Source organism: Methylobacillus draconifructus (assembly GCF_045984385.1).
Classification (GTDB): domain Bacteria; phylum Pseudomonadota; class Gammaproteobacteria; order Burkholderiales; family Methylophilaceae; genus Methylobacillus; species Methylobacillus flagellatus_A.
In genome coordinates this window covers 395,916-408,912 of sequence record NZ_JBJQIJ010000002.1, presented here as the reverse complement: position 1 = coordinate 408,912, position 12,997 = coordinate 395,916, and the positions used below count along the sequence as shown (strand labels likewise).

Genomic DNA, 12,997 nt, shown 5'->3' with positions numbered 1-12,997 from the left:
TACTTTTTTCATTGATGTCGCCAGACTGAGGTGAGCACTTGAAAGCCCTCTTCCCTCCCCTGATTTGTCTATGCCTGTCGTCCGTATCATGGGCCAATGACTTTCTCGACAATAGTTCCAACCAGTGGCAGTTGATCGACCAGGCACGTGACCGGCTCGATAACAGTCGCGGCCAGCCCACGCTTGAGGAGCTGATTCAGCCAGAGCCTGTGTTCACATTGGATGACGATCAGAGCAGCGTCGCTGCATTGGAGCAGGAAATATTCAATCAGATCAATCAGCAGAATTGGCCGCGGGTGAAGAGCCTCATGAGCCATTACCTGGTTTCGCCGCGTCGCGATCCCAGTTTGATAGCCTATGTAGAAGCCAACCTGGCCGAAGCCCAAGGCAATTTACCTCTGGCGCTGGAGAAATATGAGCGGGTGTTGTCCTACCTGCCGCAATTTACCCGGGGGAAAATGGATTATGCGCGGGCCTTGTTCAAGAATAGCGAGGATAAAGAGGCCAAGCAGATTTTCCTTTCGGTATTGACGCCCGACCTGCCAATGGCGGTGCAGAGCAATATCAATTTATATCTGGACGCGCTGGAAAAGCGTAATGAGTGGAAATTCTATGCGGCCCTGGATTATTTCAAGGACGACAACATCAACCTGACTTCCGACGCGTCGCTCTGCCTGCTTTCAATCGGCAATGATCTATGCGCGGCCCGGTGGTCTGCGCCCAAGGCGTTGCCGAGCCATGGGGTGAATTACACGTTGACGGCGGAGAAGTTCACGCCCTTGAAAGGCCGCCATGGCCTGATGTTCCGTTCGCTCGTCTATGGTTCCGACTATACGCAGGATAATCTGTACAACATCGGGCTATGGAATGTAGCGCTGGGTTATGCCTATCGCACGCCCAAACATCGCTTGTTTATCGCGCCTACCTTTGAGGCATATTGGCAAAGCAACCGCAGGCTTTACACTGCGGGAGGACTGATGGCCGAAGCGCGCAGCCAGATCACGCCCAATTGGCAGAATACCCTGACCATCAACTGGCAGGATATCCGTTACGTGAGGGATGAGGAAAAGGGTAACGACGCCCGGCAATACCTGGTGACGTTGAATCAGCTATATGCGCTTTCCAATAAAACATTGTTGTTCGGCGGCGTGGATTACATTCGCCGCAAGCTGGATTTCCCGGTTGCCAGCTTTCATCGTTCCGGCGTGCGGGTGGGTATATTCCACACCTTCAACTCATGGTTGGACGTGACCATGTCAGCATCCAGGCGCTGGCGTAAATATGACGAATACAACGCCCTTTTCGGTGGGTTAAGGAAGGATACCGAGGATTTCTACAGCCTGGCGTTGGGTTTCCCCGGCTTGCAGGTGCAGGGCATCAAGCCTTCACTTTACGTGCAACATTACGACACCGAAAGCACGCTGCCGCTGTTTTTCTCCTATCGCCGGACACAGGCCGGGATCAGGATGGAAAAGTCGTTCTGAGTGCCGTGCGGTAATTGTTCGTGTCGATCATCGGGTGCGGATTGATTTGTAGTTGATGGCTATCTTGGCTTTTGTGCCGGGCTAGGCATGGCTGGAAATATAGAGGTGAACGCAACGTAGGAGGAGATGCCGGATTGAATCCGGCATGACAAAGAGAGAGAATTTTTACCGGGAATGACTGTTTCACTTGTCATTCCGGGCTCGACCCGGAATCTCGTCATTAGGCTGTAAATGGTAATGAGCGCTGCCAGGGTATGCTGCGGGCGAATGGCAAAGGCATAACGGGTTAAACGCGCGCGGGTTCAAATTTACGGATGCGCTCCAGTACATCGGCCATGCGTTCCTTTGCGATGATGGCATCGTAATCGAATTGCAGGCCGATCCAGAATGCATCGGATGTGCCAAAGAACTTGGATAGCCGCAGCCCGGTGTCTACAGAGATGGCGCGAGTTCCCGCCACGATGTCGCCAATGCGGCGTTGAGGCACGCCAATTTCTTTTGCCAGCCGGTATTGCGTGATGCCCATCGGCTTGATGAATTCATGCAGCAGGATTTCGCCGGGGTGCGGCCATTTGACTTCACGTGTCATGATGAACTCCTTTCTTTCAATGGTAATCGACGATTTCGACATCCTTTGGCCCTGTGGCAGACCATACGAAGCATATGCGCCATTGGTCGTTGATGCGGATGCTATATTGGCCTGCCCGGTCGCCTTCCAAGGCTTCGAGTCGATTTCCTGGCGGAATCCGTAAGTCTTCGAGTAGCGCGGCACGGTTGAGCATCGCCAGCTTGCGTAGCGCTACTGTTTCGATATTGACAAAACGCCGTGTGCGCTTGCCGTCAAATATGGATTCGGTATCCCGACATTTAAAGGATAGTATCGCCATGCGTTAATAGTATCGTATGGCGATACTATCGTAAAGTGATAGTAATATTGAATTCCAGATTTTACTTGTGAATTGATGGGGGCATGTGATGCAGTTCATATTCCAATGCGCGGTTTGTGCGGCGCGTTCTTGGTCAACCTATCCCATAACCAGCGTGGGATGATGCGCAGGATGCGCGCTACCCAGCCCATTTGCCAGGGGATGACGACAAAACGCTTGCGCCGGGCGATGGCGTGGGCGAACTTTGCCGCGGCGATATCGACGTCCATGAGGAAGGGCATGCGGTAACCGTTGACGTCGGTCATCGGGGTGCGGATGTAGCCTGGAGCGATGGTGGTGACGGCGATACCGTGGTGCTGCATCTCGGTGCGCAGGCTTTCAAGGTAGGTGATGGCTGCGGATTTCGAGGCGCTGTAGGCGCCAGCCCCCGGCAGGCCGCGTATGCCCGCGACGCTGGCGATGCCGACCAGCTGGCCTTGCAGGCCGGATGCCCGCATGGCGGCGATGAAGGGCTGGAAGGTGTGCAGCATGCCGAAGACGTTGATCTCGAATACGGTATGGAACGCTGCGGTATCTTCGGCTTCGGCGGTCAGGGTGCCGCGGCTGACGCCTGCATTGGCGATTACGATATGCGGCACGCCGGCTGCCCGGATGAAATCCTGCGCGATGGCCTGCATGGTCTGGACATCACGCACGTCTGCCTGGTAAGGCCTGCATTGCCCGCTGGGGAACTCGGCCGCGAGCTTGTGCAATAGCTCCGCCCTGCGCGCAGTGACGCCAACGGTGGCGCCTTGCTTGAGATAGTGTCGGGCAAGGGCGAGGCCGATGCCGCTGGAGGCACCGGTAATAAAAACCCGCTGGCCGGCAGCGGGTGTGGATGTGTGCAGCATCGCGACAGGCGGAAGATTACTTGGCGCCGCCGCTCTTTTCCTTGCGCACGTTGTCGATGAGGTAGTCGGCTACCTTGAGCACGTTCTGGTTGCCACCCGCCATGGAGCTGGAGGTGATGTAGCGGCCGTCAATGATGATGGCAGGCACGCCGGTGGCGCCGGAATCGCGGAAGGTGTTCATCGCGCGTACGACATTGTTGTTGGTGGAGAATGAGTTGAATGCTTCTTCCACTTTTTTGCGGTCCTGTCCGCCTTGCTTGGTGATCCAGTCGATCAGTTGCGCTTCCACGGTCGGGTTCACAGTGCGAGCCTTGTGGATGGCGTCGAACAGCTGGTTGTGCAGTTTCTCGGTCAGGTTGAGGGCTTCCAGCGCATAAAACGCCTTGCCAGCAGGCGCCCAGTCTGGACGAGGGACGCCGGGAACGCGCTTGAAGTAGACATCCTGCGGCAGCTTCTTCACCCAGGTCGCCAGGCTTGGTTCCAAGTGGTAGCAATGCGGGCAACCGTACCAGAAAATTTCCAGCACTTCGATCTTGGCCGGGTTGTCGGTCTTGATGGTCTTGGCTGTCTGGTTGAATTCGTTACCCAGTTGCGGATCCGCCATGGCCGTTGCAGATACCAGCAGCATCAAGGCAGCGAGAAGCTTTTTCATATCATGTCCTTACGATCGAGTTTAGGTGGTTAACGTTGTGCAAATTGTTCTGGATGACCCTAACTTATTGTCCAGGGCTATTCACTTTGATCAAATCCGCCTTGAAGCCGTTTTGCGCAAGATCAGACTTGGCGCTATTGATTTGGTTCAGGTCGGCGAACGGGCCTACGCGCACGCGATGCCACACGCCCTTGCCGGGAATCGTGGCCGTCTGCACGATGGCTTCTTGCCCCAGCAAGGCCAGCTTGGCCTTCATGTTGTCGGCCTCTTGCTCGGTCTGGAACGCCCCGACCTGCAGGAAATAGCTTTCCTGCGTTTGCGCGGGGGCCGGGTCGGCCTCCTTCTGCTTGATTTCCTGCTCCGTTACCTGGCTTTCGGTGCCAGGCAGGATGGTGTAGAAATCGAAACGCGGCTTTTCGCTGGCGGATTGTCCATTGCCGGCTTCATTGGCTGGCTTGCTTTCCGGCTTGGGCAATGCGATTTCGCCAGGTTCCAGCTTGGGCTTGCCTGCCTTGTCCGAGAACGGGCTGTCGCTCTTCATGACGACGATGGCGACGCCGACGGAAATGCCGACACCCAATAGCAGGCCGACCAGCAAGCCGGTGAAAAACGGGCTGCCTTTGCTGTTGCCGCCGGAGCTCGATTTGCGCTGTGCTGGCTTGTAATCTCGACTCACGATAATTCCTCTTCCTCTTTCATTCACGTCCTGGCAGGCCTTGCATGGAGGCCTGCCTAGCGACTTGACTCAGGTTGCGATGGTTCCCCGTCAACAATCAATTCTTAAGCAATGCTTGAAGTTTACATCTTCGATTACATTTTTTCTGGCGCGCTCACGCCGAGCAGTTCCAGGCCGTTGCGCAGCACCTGGCGCGTAGCGCTGACCAGTGCCATGCGCGCTGCAGTGATATCGGCGTTTTCCACCAGGAATTTATGCGCGTTGTAATAACTGTGCAGGTCGCCGGCAAGATCCTTGAGATAGGTTGCCACCATGTGTGGCGCCAGTTCCTGCGCGGCATTGGCAACCAGCTCGGGAAATTCGCCCAGGCGCTGCATCAGCACGGCTTCGTGCTCGGTATCCAGCGGGCTGAGGTCGGCCTGGGCCAGGCTGGCGATGTCGCCGCCCCATTCGTTCAATACGCTGCAGATGCGCGCATGGGCATACTGGATGTAATAGACCGGGTTGTCGTTGCTCTGGGCGCGGGCGAGGTCGATGTCGAACACCAGTTGCGAATCGGCGCGGCGCGCGGCCAGGAAGTAGCGCGTGGCATCGCAGCCGACTTCCTCGATCAGGTCGCGCAGCGTGACGTAGCTGCCGGCACGCTTGGAAATTTTCACCTCCTCGCCGCCGCGCATCACGGTGACCATCTGGTGCAGCACGTATTCCGGCCAGCCCTTGGGGATGCCGACATCAAGCGCCTGCAAGCCGGCGCGCACGCGGGTGATGGTGCTGTGGTGGTCGGCGCCTTGCTCGTTGATCACGCGCTCAAAGCCGCGCTGCCATTTGTCGAGGTGGTAGGCCACGTCGGGGACGAAGTAAGTATAGCCGCCCTCGCGCTTGCGCATGACGCGATCCTTGTCGTCGCCGAAATCGGTAGTGCGCAGCCAGAGGGCGTCGTCCTGCTCGTAGGTGTGGCCGCTCTTGACGAGGTTGCCGACAGTGCTTTCCACCTTGCCGTCGCGATAGAGCGCGGATTCGAGCGAGAACACGTCGAAATTGATCTTGAACGCCTTGAGGTCGAGATCCTGCTCGTGGCGCAGGTAGGCCACGGCAAACTGGCGGATCGCCTCGGCGTCCTCGGCGTCGCCCTTGCCCGTGACGGCCTGGTCGTCGGCGGTGACGGTTTCCTTCGCCATGTAGGCGGCCGCGACATCGGCGATGTAGTCGCCGCGGTAGCCGTCTTCCGGCCAGGCGGCATCGTCAGGCGTGATGCCTTTGCAGCGCGATTGCACGGAGATGGTGAGGTTGTCGATCTGCGCGCCGGCATCGTTGTAGTAGAACTCGCGTGTGACCGCCCAGCCGTTGGCGGCGAGCAGGCGCGCGAGACAGTCGCCGACCGCGGCGCCGCGCCCATGGCCAACATGCAGCGGCCCGGTCGGGTTGGCGGAAACGAACTCCACCTGCACCTTGCGCGCCTGCCCTGCGTCGTTGCGGCCGTATTGCGCGCCCTGGCGCTGGATTTCGCGCACCACCGTCTGCTTGGCAGCCGGGCTCAGGTAGAAATTGATGAAGCCCGCGCCTGCGATCTCGACCTTGGCGACGTATTCGGAAGCGGGCAATGCCTTGATCAGGGATTCGGCAATCGCGCGCGGATTCTGGCGCAACGGCTTGGCCAGGGTCATGGCGAGGTTGGTGGAAAAGTCCCCATGCTGCGTGTTCTTGGGACGCTCAAGCTGGATGGCGCTGGTGCCCGCGTCGGCAGCTAGGCTGTTTGCGGCGACCTGCAGTAATTCGGTAAGATGTGCTTTCAAGGCGAGCGACGAACGTGAATAAAAGCATTATTTTAACCTACTGCAAGCTTGCACTGATATGCAATTGTCGAACTTCGTCATGCGGACGGCAGATGATGGAGACGGCATGAGCCAGCATTCGGCTGAGATGCATATCCTTAAAGTCGCGCTGGATGTCCCGCTGGACGGCGTGTTCGATTACCGTAGCGATGTGCCCGTGCAGGTTGGGCAGCGCGTCGTTGTGCCATTCGGCTCGCGCAAGCAGGTGGGCGTGGTGGTCGATATTGCAGCCGGCAGCGATATCGCCCCGGCCAAGCTCAAGTCCATCATCCGGCATTTCGACCACGAGCCCGTGCTCGACAGCGAATTCTTCTCGCTGCTGAAATTCTGTGCCGATTACTATCAATATCCTTACGGGCAGGCCCTGCTTTCGGCACTGCCTGCGCGTTTGCGCCAGACCGAGCCGGCGCAGGCGAGGCAGCAGTTCCGCTATTGGCTCAACGCAGCGGGCCAGGCCGCCGACGTAGCGTCCATCCCCGCCCGCCAAACGGTCCAGTGCCGGATTTTCACCGCATTGCGCGAGCATGGTTGCCTGAACGAGGCGGAGCTGGCGGCACTCAGCCCGGGCTGGCGCAAGGGGCTGATGGCCCTGCGCGAACAGGGTTGGATAGATGAAGAGCAAGTCTATGCAGGCTTGAGTTCGACATTGCACGCTTCCAACGTGCAGCCCGAACTGAACGGCGAACAATCCCATGCCGTGCACAGCATCCTGCAGCATCGCGACATGTTCAAGCCATGGCTGCTGCACGGCATTACCGGCAGCGGCAAGACCGAGGTCTACATCCGCCTCCTGCAGGCGGTGCTGGAGGGCAATCACGACCAGGCGCTGGTGCTGGTGCCGGAAATCAACCTCACGCCACAGCTGGAGGCACGGTTCCGCACCCGGTTGCCGCAATATCCGTTGGTCACGCTGCACAGCAATCTCAGCGAAAGTGAGCGCTTGCAAAACTGGCGGCTGGCGCAAACAGGCGCCGCACGTATCGTGATCGGTACCCGCCTGTCGGTCTTTACTCCTCTACCCGGGCTCAAGTTCATGATCGTAGACGAGGAGCACGACACTTCCTACAAGCAGCAGGACAGCATGCGCTACCATGCCCGCGATGTGGCGCTGGTGCGCGCGCAACGCCGCAATATCCCCATCGTGCTGGGTTCGGCCACTCCGGCGCTGGAAACCTGGCATAACGCCCAAAGCGGGCGCTACGGCCTGCTCGGCATGCAGCAGCGGGCGGTGAGCCAGTCGCAGCTGCCGCGGGTGAATTGCGTGGACGTTTCCCGCGTGCAGATGCAGGAAGGCTTGTCGCCGCAGCTGATAAAAGCATTGAAAGCCCGCCTGGAGCGCGGCGAGCAGAGCCTGCTCTTCATCAACCGCCGCGGTTATGCGCCCGTGCTGCTGTGCAACGCCTGCCATTGGATCGCGCCCTGCATGCGCTGCAGCAGCAGGCTGGTGGTTCACCTGCGCCAGGGTTTCTTGCGCTGCCATCATTGCGGGCATGAGCAGAAAATCGTGCGGCAATGCCCGAGTTGCGGCAATGCCGACTTGCACCCCACCGGGAACGGCACGCAGCGGCTGGAGGAAACCCTGGCCAAGCTGCTGCCCGATGCGCGCGTATTGCGGGTGGACCGCGACAGTACAAGGCGCAAAAATGCCTTGAGTGAGATGCTGTCCGCAGTGCATGCGGGAGAAGTGGATATCCTGGTGGGGACGCAAATGCTGGCGAAAGGCCATGATTTCCCCAACCTGACGCTGGTGGGCGTGCTCGATACCGACAGCGCCCTGTTCAGCCCGGATTTCCGCGCCGCCGAGCGCCTGTTCGCCCAGCTCATGCAGGTCGCAGGGCGTGCGGGCCGGGCGGATAAGCCGGGCGAGGTTTTGATCCAGACCACCTTCCCGGAGCATCAATTGTTCAACGCCCTGCGCGGCCAGGATTACGCAGCTTATGCCGCCGGCCTGTTGCAGGAGCGCGAAATCGCCCAGTTCCCGCCCTACGAATTCCTGGCCTTGATCAAGGCTGAGGCCAGCGAATACGGCCCTGTGCAACGTTTCCTGCAATTTGCTGCCGATGCCGCACGCGAGCTGGGCACCGACGCGCTGGTGTACGACCCGGTTAGGCCGCAGATGGAGCGCCTGAAAGGCATGGAGCGCGGGCAGTTGCTGTTCCAGGCGGCAACCAGGCAGGCCCTGCAATTGGTCCTGAGACAGCTCACGCCGCAATTGCGCGCGCATCCGCTCGGCAACAAGATACGCTGGGCGGTGGACGTGGACCCGCAGGAGTTCTAGCCCGTGTCCAGCAAGCGCATAGCCCTTGGTACGCCGATTTTGCCGCCGCCAGGAACGCGGCGTTGGAATTATCCAGCGCTGATTGGGACGCGGACGAGTGGATTGTCTCCGGCGGCGTTGCATTGACTGCATTGCGGCATTGCAACGAGGAGATGATCGGCATATTGCGCCGTGACGATGAGGCCGAGGTGGACGGGGAGCTACAGGTTTCCAGCATATGGATATCCCGCATCCTGCCGCGCCACGTGCGCTATGCCGGGCGCATTCACGAACAGCCAGTCTGTCCCGGTATGCCGAGACGGCAACTGGCTCTGGTCGTCGGACATGACGGCTATTTGGAGCAGCACAAGGCGGCCCAAGCAAGGGCGCAACGAGGCTTTGCTGCGGTTGGAACTGGCATCGAATCCGGAAGATGCCTACCTCAATTACCAACTAGGCAAGGAACTGGAAATCTATGCGCGTTTTGCCGAGGCGGTGCCGTTTTATGAGAAGGCGTTGCTGCGTACCGGCGCCAATGCCGCCTGGCGGCACGACTTGGTGGCGCGCAGCCTGTTCAGCCTGAAGAAGGCAGGCCGTTTCAGTCAGGCTGTGGACTTGGCTGAGGCCGAGATGCCGCATTGGCAGCATTCTCCCGACTTCTTCTTTGCGCTCGGCGACCTCCTGCTGGACTGGGCGATTGCCGATCCTTCGCAAGCCGAGGCCCTGCTGCCAATGATTGCCTCAAGCTGGGAAAGATGCCTGGAAATCGGCGACAACCCCGCCCTCAACAGCACAGTAGTCGGCAGGGGCAGCTTCCTGGCTGCCAAGAACCTGCACGCCTTCTACCTTAGCCTGGGACAGGCGGACCAGGCTGAATACTTCGCCAACCTTGAACGCGAGCTGCTGCGGCAGCGCAGTGTTTAGTTCTTGCCGCATTTTTCAGGCTTGACGGTTTCGATTTCGGATACCACGCCCTTGTCATGCTCTACCTCGACACATGCACCTACCACCAACGGGCCTTGATCGGGATCGATATCGGTCTTCTCAGTGACTTCCACCTGTTGCCCGCTGATGGTCCAGATACCCAGGTTGCCGGCTGGACGCGCGTCGATACGGCCGACGAATTCTTTATCCGCCATCGCGGGGGTGCTGACCAGCAAAGTACTGACAGTGAGTAGGGAAATAGCGCTGAATAGATTGGCGAGCTTCATATTGTTATCCTCTTGATGTTGAGCTTGGATGAAAGCAAGGTTAACCACTGGAATATGGACGCCGTATCGGTATCAGGCTGATCTTGATGTAGGACTGCTTCTGAGAAGTTAGACACTGTCTAGCTGCAAATTGCAGGAGTTAGCAAACTGGCAGGTGTTTTGGCGTATGGCTCCCGGGTAATATTTGCACTGTGGAATAGTGCACTCATCAGCTTCCATGCGAACTGCTTATCAAGCCGGTATATGGAGCGCATACTGGACCCTATTCATTGATCCATAGGAGCCACCATGCAACTCAACCTGGAAAATAAATTGGCGCTTGTGACCGCATCCTCCGCCGGGATCGGCCTGGAAATAGCGAAATCGCTGGCAAGGGAAGGGGCGCGGGTCATCATCAACGGGCGCAGCCAGGCCAGCGTGGACAAGGCGATCGACAAGGTCAGGCGGGATGTGCCGCAAGCTGATTTGCTGGGGCTGGCGGCGGATAACGGCACGGTGGAAGGCACGCAGGCAACGCTGGCGCAATTCCCGCAAGTCGATATCCTGGTGAACAATCTGGGTATCTACGAAGCGGTGGGCTTTTTCGACGAGGCGGATGCCGCCTGGCAGCATTTGTTCGAAGTGAACATCATGAGCGGTGTCAGGCTGGCCAGGCACTACCTAGGCAAGATGCTGGAAAACAAGGCCGGGCGCATTGTGTTCATCTCGAGCGAGTCCGGCGTTACGCCTGCCCCTGAAATGGCGCATTACAGCGCTACCAAAACTATGCAACTCGGGATTTCGCGCTCCCTGGCGGAGTTGACCAAACAGACGGCGGTGACGGTGAATGCCGTACTGCCTGGCCCCACCCGCACTGAGGGCGTGGAGAAATTCATCCAGGATATTTATCCAGGCATCAGCCTGGAGGAAGCGGAAAAGAAATTCATCAGCGAGAACCGCCCCACTTCGTTGATCGGCAGGTTGATCGACCCGGCGGAAATCGGCGACATCGTGGCATTTGTCTGCAGCGAGCGTGCCGCCGTGATTAACGGCGCCACTATACGTGCAGAGGGCGGATTAATCCGCTCCGCTTTTTGATTAGGCAGGTGCCAGGTGAGAAATCTGTAGGAAGATACCCGGGCGCAGGCCCGGGTATTGATGGGAGTTAGTGCTCGGCGGAATGTTCTTCCTGATGCTCGGCAGCGGCTTCGCGCGCCTTGTCGATCGCGTCTTCAGCAGCGTCCTTTGCGTCGTCGACCGCTTCCTCCGCCCTGTCGGCAGCATGTTCCGCATGCTCCTGGGCTTGCTCTACGGCTTCCGCAGCGGCAGCTTCAACATTCTCTTCTTCCTTGTTGCTGCAACCTCCCAGCGCCAGGCTGGCAAGGAAAATGGCAAGGACGGACGTTGATAGTAATTTCATCTGAATCTCCTGTTGATGTTATTGGGGGATGCGTAGAGTCTGGCCCGGATAGATTTTATCGGGATGGTTCAGCATGGGCTTGTTCGCCTCGAAAATCTTCATGTAGGCATTGGCGTTGCCGTAGTGCTCCTTGGCAATCTTGGACAAGGTATCGCCGCGTACCACGGTGTAGAACACGGGGGCGGTTTCTGCCGCAGTGACCTTGAGGTTGTCCACGACATCGCTGACGCCGTTGATGTTGCCGCAACAGAGCAGGATCTTTTCCTTGACCTCCTGAGTGGCAGCCGTGCCGCTGACCGTAACCTTGCCCGTGGCGCCGTCGAAATCCACCTGCAGGCCGTCTGCGTCAAGCTCCATTTTGTGGATGTAGTTGAGTATGGCCTTGCTGGCCTCGGCATTGGCGGAAGCTACCGGATTTTCGGTTTTTGACTCGACGGCGGGGTGGGTGCCAAACAGCTTTTCGCCGGCGTCCTTGATGAATGAAATCAAACCCATTTGCTTATCTCCTTGTTGTTATGAAGTCGTGACAAACGAAACGTGTTAATAGTTCATCTTACTCCCATATTGCGGGAAATGGCGGCCGCGAATGTCATTTTTTGTCAATCGCGGCCATGGGGTATTAATGGGCTCTTACAGGTGGTATTTGCTGCTGATGGCATGCACTGCCTTGATCATGGCCTCCGCATTCTCGGGCGGGGTGAATTGCGTGATGCCGTGGCCGAGGTTGAAGACATGGCCGCTGCCTATGCCGTAATCGGCGAGAATGCGTGCGGCTTCCTTTTCCACGGCTGCAGGGGTGGAAAGCAGGATGGCGGGATCCATGTTGCCTTGCAGGGCGACCTTGCCGCCTACGCGCTTGCGCGCTTCGCCCAGGGAGACCGTCCAATCTAGCCCCAGTGCGTCCGCGCCGGTTTCCGCCTGGGATTCGAGCCAGAGGCCGCCGCCCTTGGTGAACACGATGCTAGGCACGGCGCGGCCTTCGTTTTCCTTGGTCAATCCGCTGACGATCTGCTTCATGTACTGCAGCGAGAACTCCTGGTAGGCATGGTGGGAAAGCGCCCCGCCCCACGAGTCGAATATCATCACGGCCTGCGCGCCGGAGGCAATCTGCGCATTGAGGTAGCCGGTGACGGCCTGGGCCGTTACCGACAGGATATGGTGCAGCAGGTCGGGCCGGGCGTAGGCCATCTGCTTGATGGTGAGGAAATCGGTGCCGCCGCGGCCTTCCACCATATAAGTCGCCAATGTCCAGGGGCTGCCGGAAAAGCCGATCAGGGGCACGCGGCCGTCAAGCGCGCGGCGGATCTGGCTCACGGCGTCGGTGACATAGCCGAGCTCGCTGCCGATGTCCGGCACGGCGAGCTTGCGGATGTCGCTTTCCTCGCGCAATGTGCGCTCGAACTTGGGGCCTTCGCCTTCCTCGAAATACAGCCCCAAGCCCATCGCATCGGGAATGGTGAGGATGTCGGAGAACAGGATGGCGGCATCGAGCGGGAAGCGGTCCAGCGGCTGCAGGGTGACTTCGGTCGCCAGGTCCGTGTTCTTGCACAGATCCATGAAGCTGCCGGCTTTTTTCCGCGTTTCGCGGTACTCCGGCAGGTAACGCCCTGCCTGGCGCATCATCCAGACCGGGGTGTAAGGCGTACGCTGGCGTTGCAGTGCGCGGAGGAAAACATCATTTTTCAGTGAAGTCATTACGGCTGGTCCTG

The 12,997-nt window shown here is 58.7% G+C and carries 15 protein-coding genes; 4 read left to right on the top strand and 11 right to left on the bottom strand.

Annotated elements, in window-relative coordinates:
• Positions 1 to 38 precede the first annotated feature (38 nt).
• Positions 39 to 1,484 carry a surface lipoprotein assembly modifier gene (locus ACKF11_RS05760; protein ID WP_407996301.1) on the top strand — a complete coding sequence of 482 codons (1,446 nt, stop codon included), beginning with the start codon at positions 39 to 41 and terminating at the stop codon, positions 1,482 to 1,484.
• A 286-nt stretch (positions 1,485 to 1,770) separates the two neighbouring features.
• Here the strand turns inward: ACKF11_RS05760 and ACKF11_RS05755 are convergent, their stop codons facing one another.
• The 6 genes from ACKF11_RS05755 to argS form a co-directional block, all read right to left on the bottom strand.
• Positions 1,771 to 2,073, bottom strand: a complete 303-nt coding sequence (locus tag ACKF11_RS05755; protein WP_407993441.1) for a HigA family addiction module antitoxin — start codon at positions 2,071 to 2,073, stop codon at positions 1,771 to 1,773.
• Positions 2,074 to 2,089: 16 nt separating this feature from the next.
• The gene (locus ACKF11_RS05750; RefSeq protein WP_407996300.1) at positions 2,090 to 2,371 is read right to left on the bottom strand and encodes a type II toxin-antitoxin system RelE/ParE family toxin; all 282 of its coding nucleotides are present in this window, start codon (positions 2,369 to 2,371) and stop codon (positions 2,090 to 2,092) included.
• Positions 2,372 to 2,466: 95 nt separating this feature from the next.
• Positions 2,467 to 3,261 carry an SDR family oxidoreductase gene (locus ACKF11_RS05745; RefSeq protein WP_407996299.1) on the bottom strand — a complete coding sequence of 265 codons (795 nt, stop codon included), beginning with the start codon at positions 3,259 to 3,261 and terminating at the stop codon, positions 2,467 to 2,469.
• 16 nt (positions 3,262 to 3,277) lie between these two features.
• Positions 3,278 to 3,913: a thiol:disulfide interchange protein DsbA/DsbL gene (locus tag ACKF11_RS05740; RefSeq protein ID WP_407996298.1), complete on the bottom strand. Its 636-nt coding sequence runs from the start codon at positions 3,911 to 3,913 to the stop codon at positions 3,278 to 3,280.
• A gap of 64 nt (positions 3,914 to 3,977) precedes the next feature.
• Positions 3,978 to 4,589 (bottom strand): SPOR domain-containing protein, encoded by a 612-nt coding sequence (locus ACKF11_RS05735; RefSeq protein WP_407993437.1) that lies wholly within the window; start codon positions 4,587 to 4,589, stop codon positions 3,978 to 3,980.
• A 134-nt stretch (positions 4,590 to 4,723) separates the two neighbouring features.
• The gene (argS, locus tag ACKF11_RS05730) at positions 4,724 to 6,382 is read right to left on the bottom strand and encodes an arginine--tRNA ligase (protein WP_407996297.1); all 1,659 of its coding nucleotides are present in this window, start codon (positions 6,380 to 6,382) and stop codon (positions 4,724 to 4,726) included.
• 106 nt (positions 6,383 to 6,488) lie between these two features.
• On the opposite strand from argS, the gene ACKF11_RS05725 reads away from it, so the two are divergent.
• Positions 6,489 to 8,699 (top strand): primosomal protein N', encoded by a 2,211-nt coding sequence (locus ACKF11_RS05725; protein ID WP_407996296.1) that lies wholly within the window; start codon positions 6,489 to 6,491, stop codon positions 8,697 to 8,699.
• Between the two features lie 200 nt (positions 8,700 to 8,899).
• Here ACKF11_RS05725 and ACKF11_RS05720 read toward each other — a convergent pair whose 3' ends face one another.
• Positions 8,900 to 9,025: a hypothetical protein gene (locus ACKF11_RS05720; RefSeq protein ID WP_407996295.1), complete on the bottom strand. Its 126-nt coding sequence runs from the start codon at positions 9,023 to 9,025 to the stop codon at positions 8,900 to 8,902.
• Between ACKF11_RS05720 and ACKF11_RS05715 the strand changes: the two genes are divergently transcribed.
• A complete protein-coding gene (locus tag ACKF11_RS05715; RefSeq protein WP_407996294.1) occupies positions 9,024 to 9,602 on the top strand; it encodes a tetratricopeptide repeat protein in 579 nt (192 codons plus the stop codon). The genes ACKF11_RS05720 and ACKF11_RS05715 overlap by 2 nt on opposite strands.
• On the opposite strand, the gene ACKF11_RS05710 is transcribed toward ACKF11_RS05715, so the two are convergent.
• Complete coding sequence (locus tag ACKF11_RS05710) at positions 9,599 to 9,889, bottom strand: DUF5666 domain-containing protein (protein ID WP_407993433.1); 291 nt, start codon at positions 9,887 to 9,889, stop codon at positions 9,599 to 9,601. The two genes, ACKF11_RS05715 and ACKF11_RS05710, sit on opposite strands and share 4 nt — an antisense overlap.
• A 288-nt stretch (positions 9,890 to 10,177) precedes the next feature.
• Between ACKF11_RS05710 and ACKF11_RS05705 the strand changes: the two genes are divergently transcribed.
• Positions 10,178 to 10,966: an SDR family NAD(P)-dependent oxidoreductase gene (locus ACKF11_RS05705; protein ID WP_407996293.1), complete on the top strand. Its 789-nt coding sequence runs from the start codon at positions 10,178 to 10,180 to the stop codon at positions 10,964 to 10,966.
• 67 nt (positions 10,967 to 11,033) lie between these two features.
• Here ACKF11_RS05705 and ACKF11_RS05700 read toward each other — a convergent pair whose 3' ends face one another.
• The 3 genes from ACKF11_RS05700 to hemE all read right to left on the bottom strand — a co-directional run bounded on the left by ACKF11_RS05700 (position 11,034) and on the right by hemE (position 12,983).
• Positions 11,034 to 11,288 (bottom strand): hypothetical protein, encoded by a 255-nt coding sequence (locus ACKF11_RS05700; RefSeq protein ID WP_407996292.1) that lies wholly within the window; start codon positions 11,286 to 11,288, stop codon positions 11,034 to 11,036.
• A gap of 18 nt (positions 11,289 to 11,306) precedes the next feature.
• On the bottom strand, positions 11,307 to 11,783 hold the full coding sequence (gene lysM / locus ACKF11_RS05695; protein ID WP_407996291.1) for a peptidoglycan-binding protein LysM: 477 nt from the start codon (positions 11,781 to 11,783) through the stop codon (positions 11,307 to 11,309).
• Positions 11,784 to 11,918: 135 nt separating this feature from the next.
• Positions 11,919 to 12,983: a uroporphyrinogen decarboxylase gene (hemE, locus tag ACKF11_RS05690; protein WP_407996290.1), complete on the bottom strand. Its 1,065-nt coding sequence runs from the start codon at positions 12,981 to 12,983 to the stop codon at positions 11,919 to 11,921.
• Positions 12,984 to 12,997 lie beyond the last annotated feature (14 nt).

Coding starts and splice junctions, on each gene's coding strand:
- ACKF11_RS05705 (WP_407996293.1), top strand. CDS start 10,178: ATGCAACTCAACCTGGAAAATAAATTGGCGCTTGTGACCGCATCCTCC.
- ACKF11_RS05710 (WP_407993433.1), bottom strand. CDS start 9,889: ATGAAGCTCGCCAATCTATTCAGCGCTATTTCCCTACTCACTGTCAGT.
- ACKF11_RS05740 (WP_407996298.1), bottom strand. CDS start 3,913: ATGAAAAAGCTTCTCGCTGCCTTGATGCTGCTGGTATCTGCAACGGCC.
- ACKF11_RS05700 (WP_407996292.1), bottom strand. CDS start 11,288: ATGAAATTACTATCAACGTCCGTCCTTGCCATTTTCCTTGCCAGCCTG.
- ACKF11_RS05725 (WP_407996296.1), top strand. CDS start 6,489: ATGAGCCAGCATTCGGCTGAGATGCATATCCTTAAAGTCGCGCTGGAT.
- ACKF11_RS05715 (WP_407996294.1), top strand. CDS start 9,024: ATGACGGCTATTTGGAGCAGCACAAGGCGGCCCAAGCAAGGGCGCAAC.
- ACKF11_RS05745 (WP_407996299.1), bottom strand. CDS start 3,261: ATGCTGCACACATCCACACCCGCTGCCGGCCAGCGGGTTTTTATTACC.
- hemE (WP_407996290.1), bottom strand. CDS start 12,983: ATGACTTCACTGAAAAATGATGTTTTCCTCCGCGCACTGCAACGCCAG.
- ACKF11_RS05750 (WP_407996300.1), bottom strand. CDS start 2,371: ATGGCGATACTATCCTTTAAATGTCGGGATACCGAATCCATATTTGAC.
- lysM (WP_407996291.1), bottom strand. CDS start 11,783: ATGGGTTTGATTTCATTCATCAAGGACGCCGGCGAAAAGCTGTTTGGC.
- ACKF11_RS05755 (WP_407993441.1), bottom strand. CDS start 2,073: ATGACACGTGAAGTCAAATGGCCGCACCCCGGCGAAATCCTGCTGCAT.
- ACKF11_RS05720 (WP_407996295.1), bottom strand. CDS start 9,025: ATGTCCGACGACCAGAGCCAGTTGCCGTCTCGGCATACCGGGACAGAC.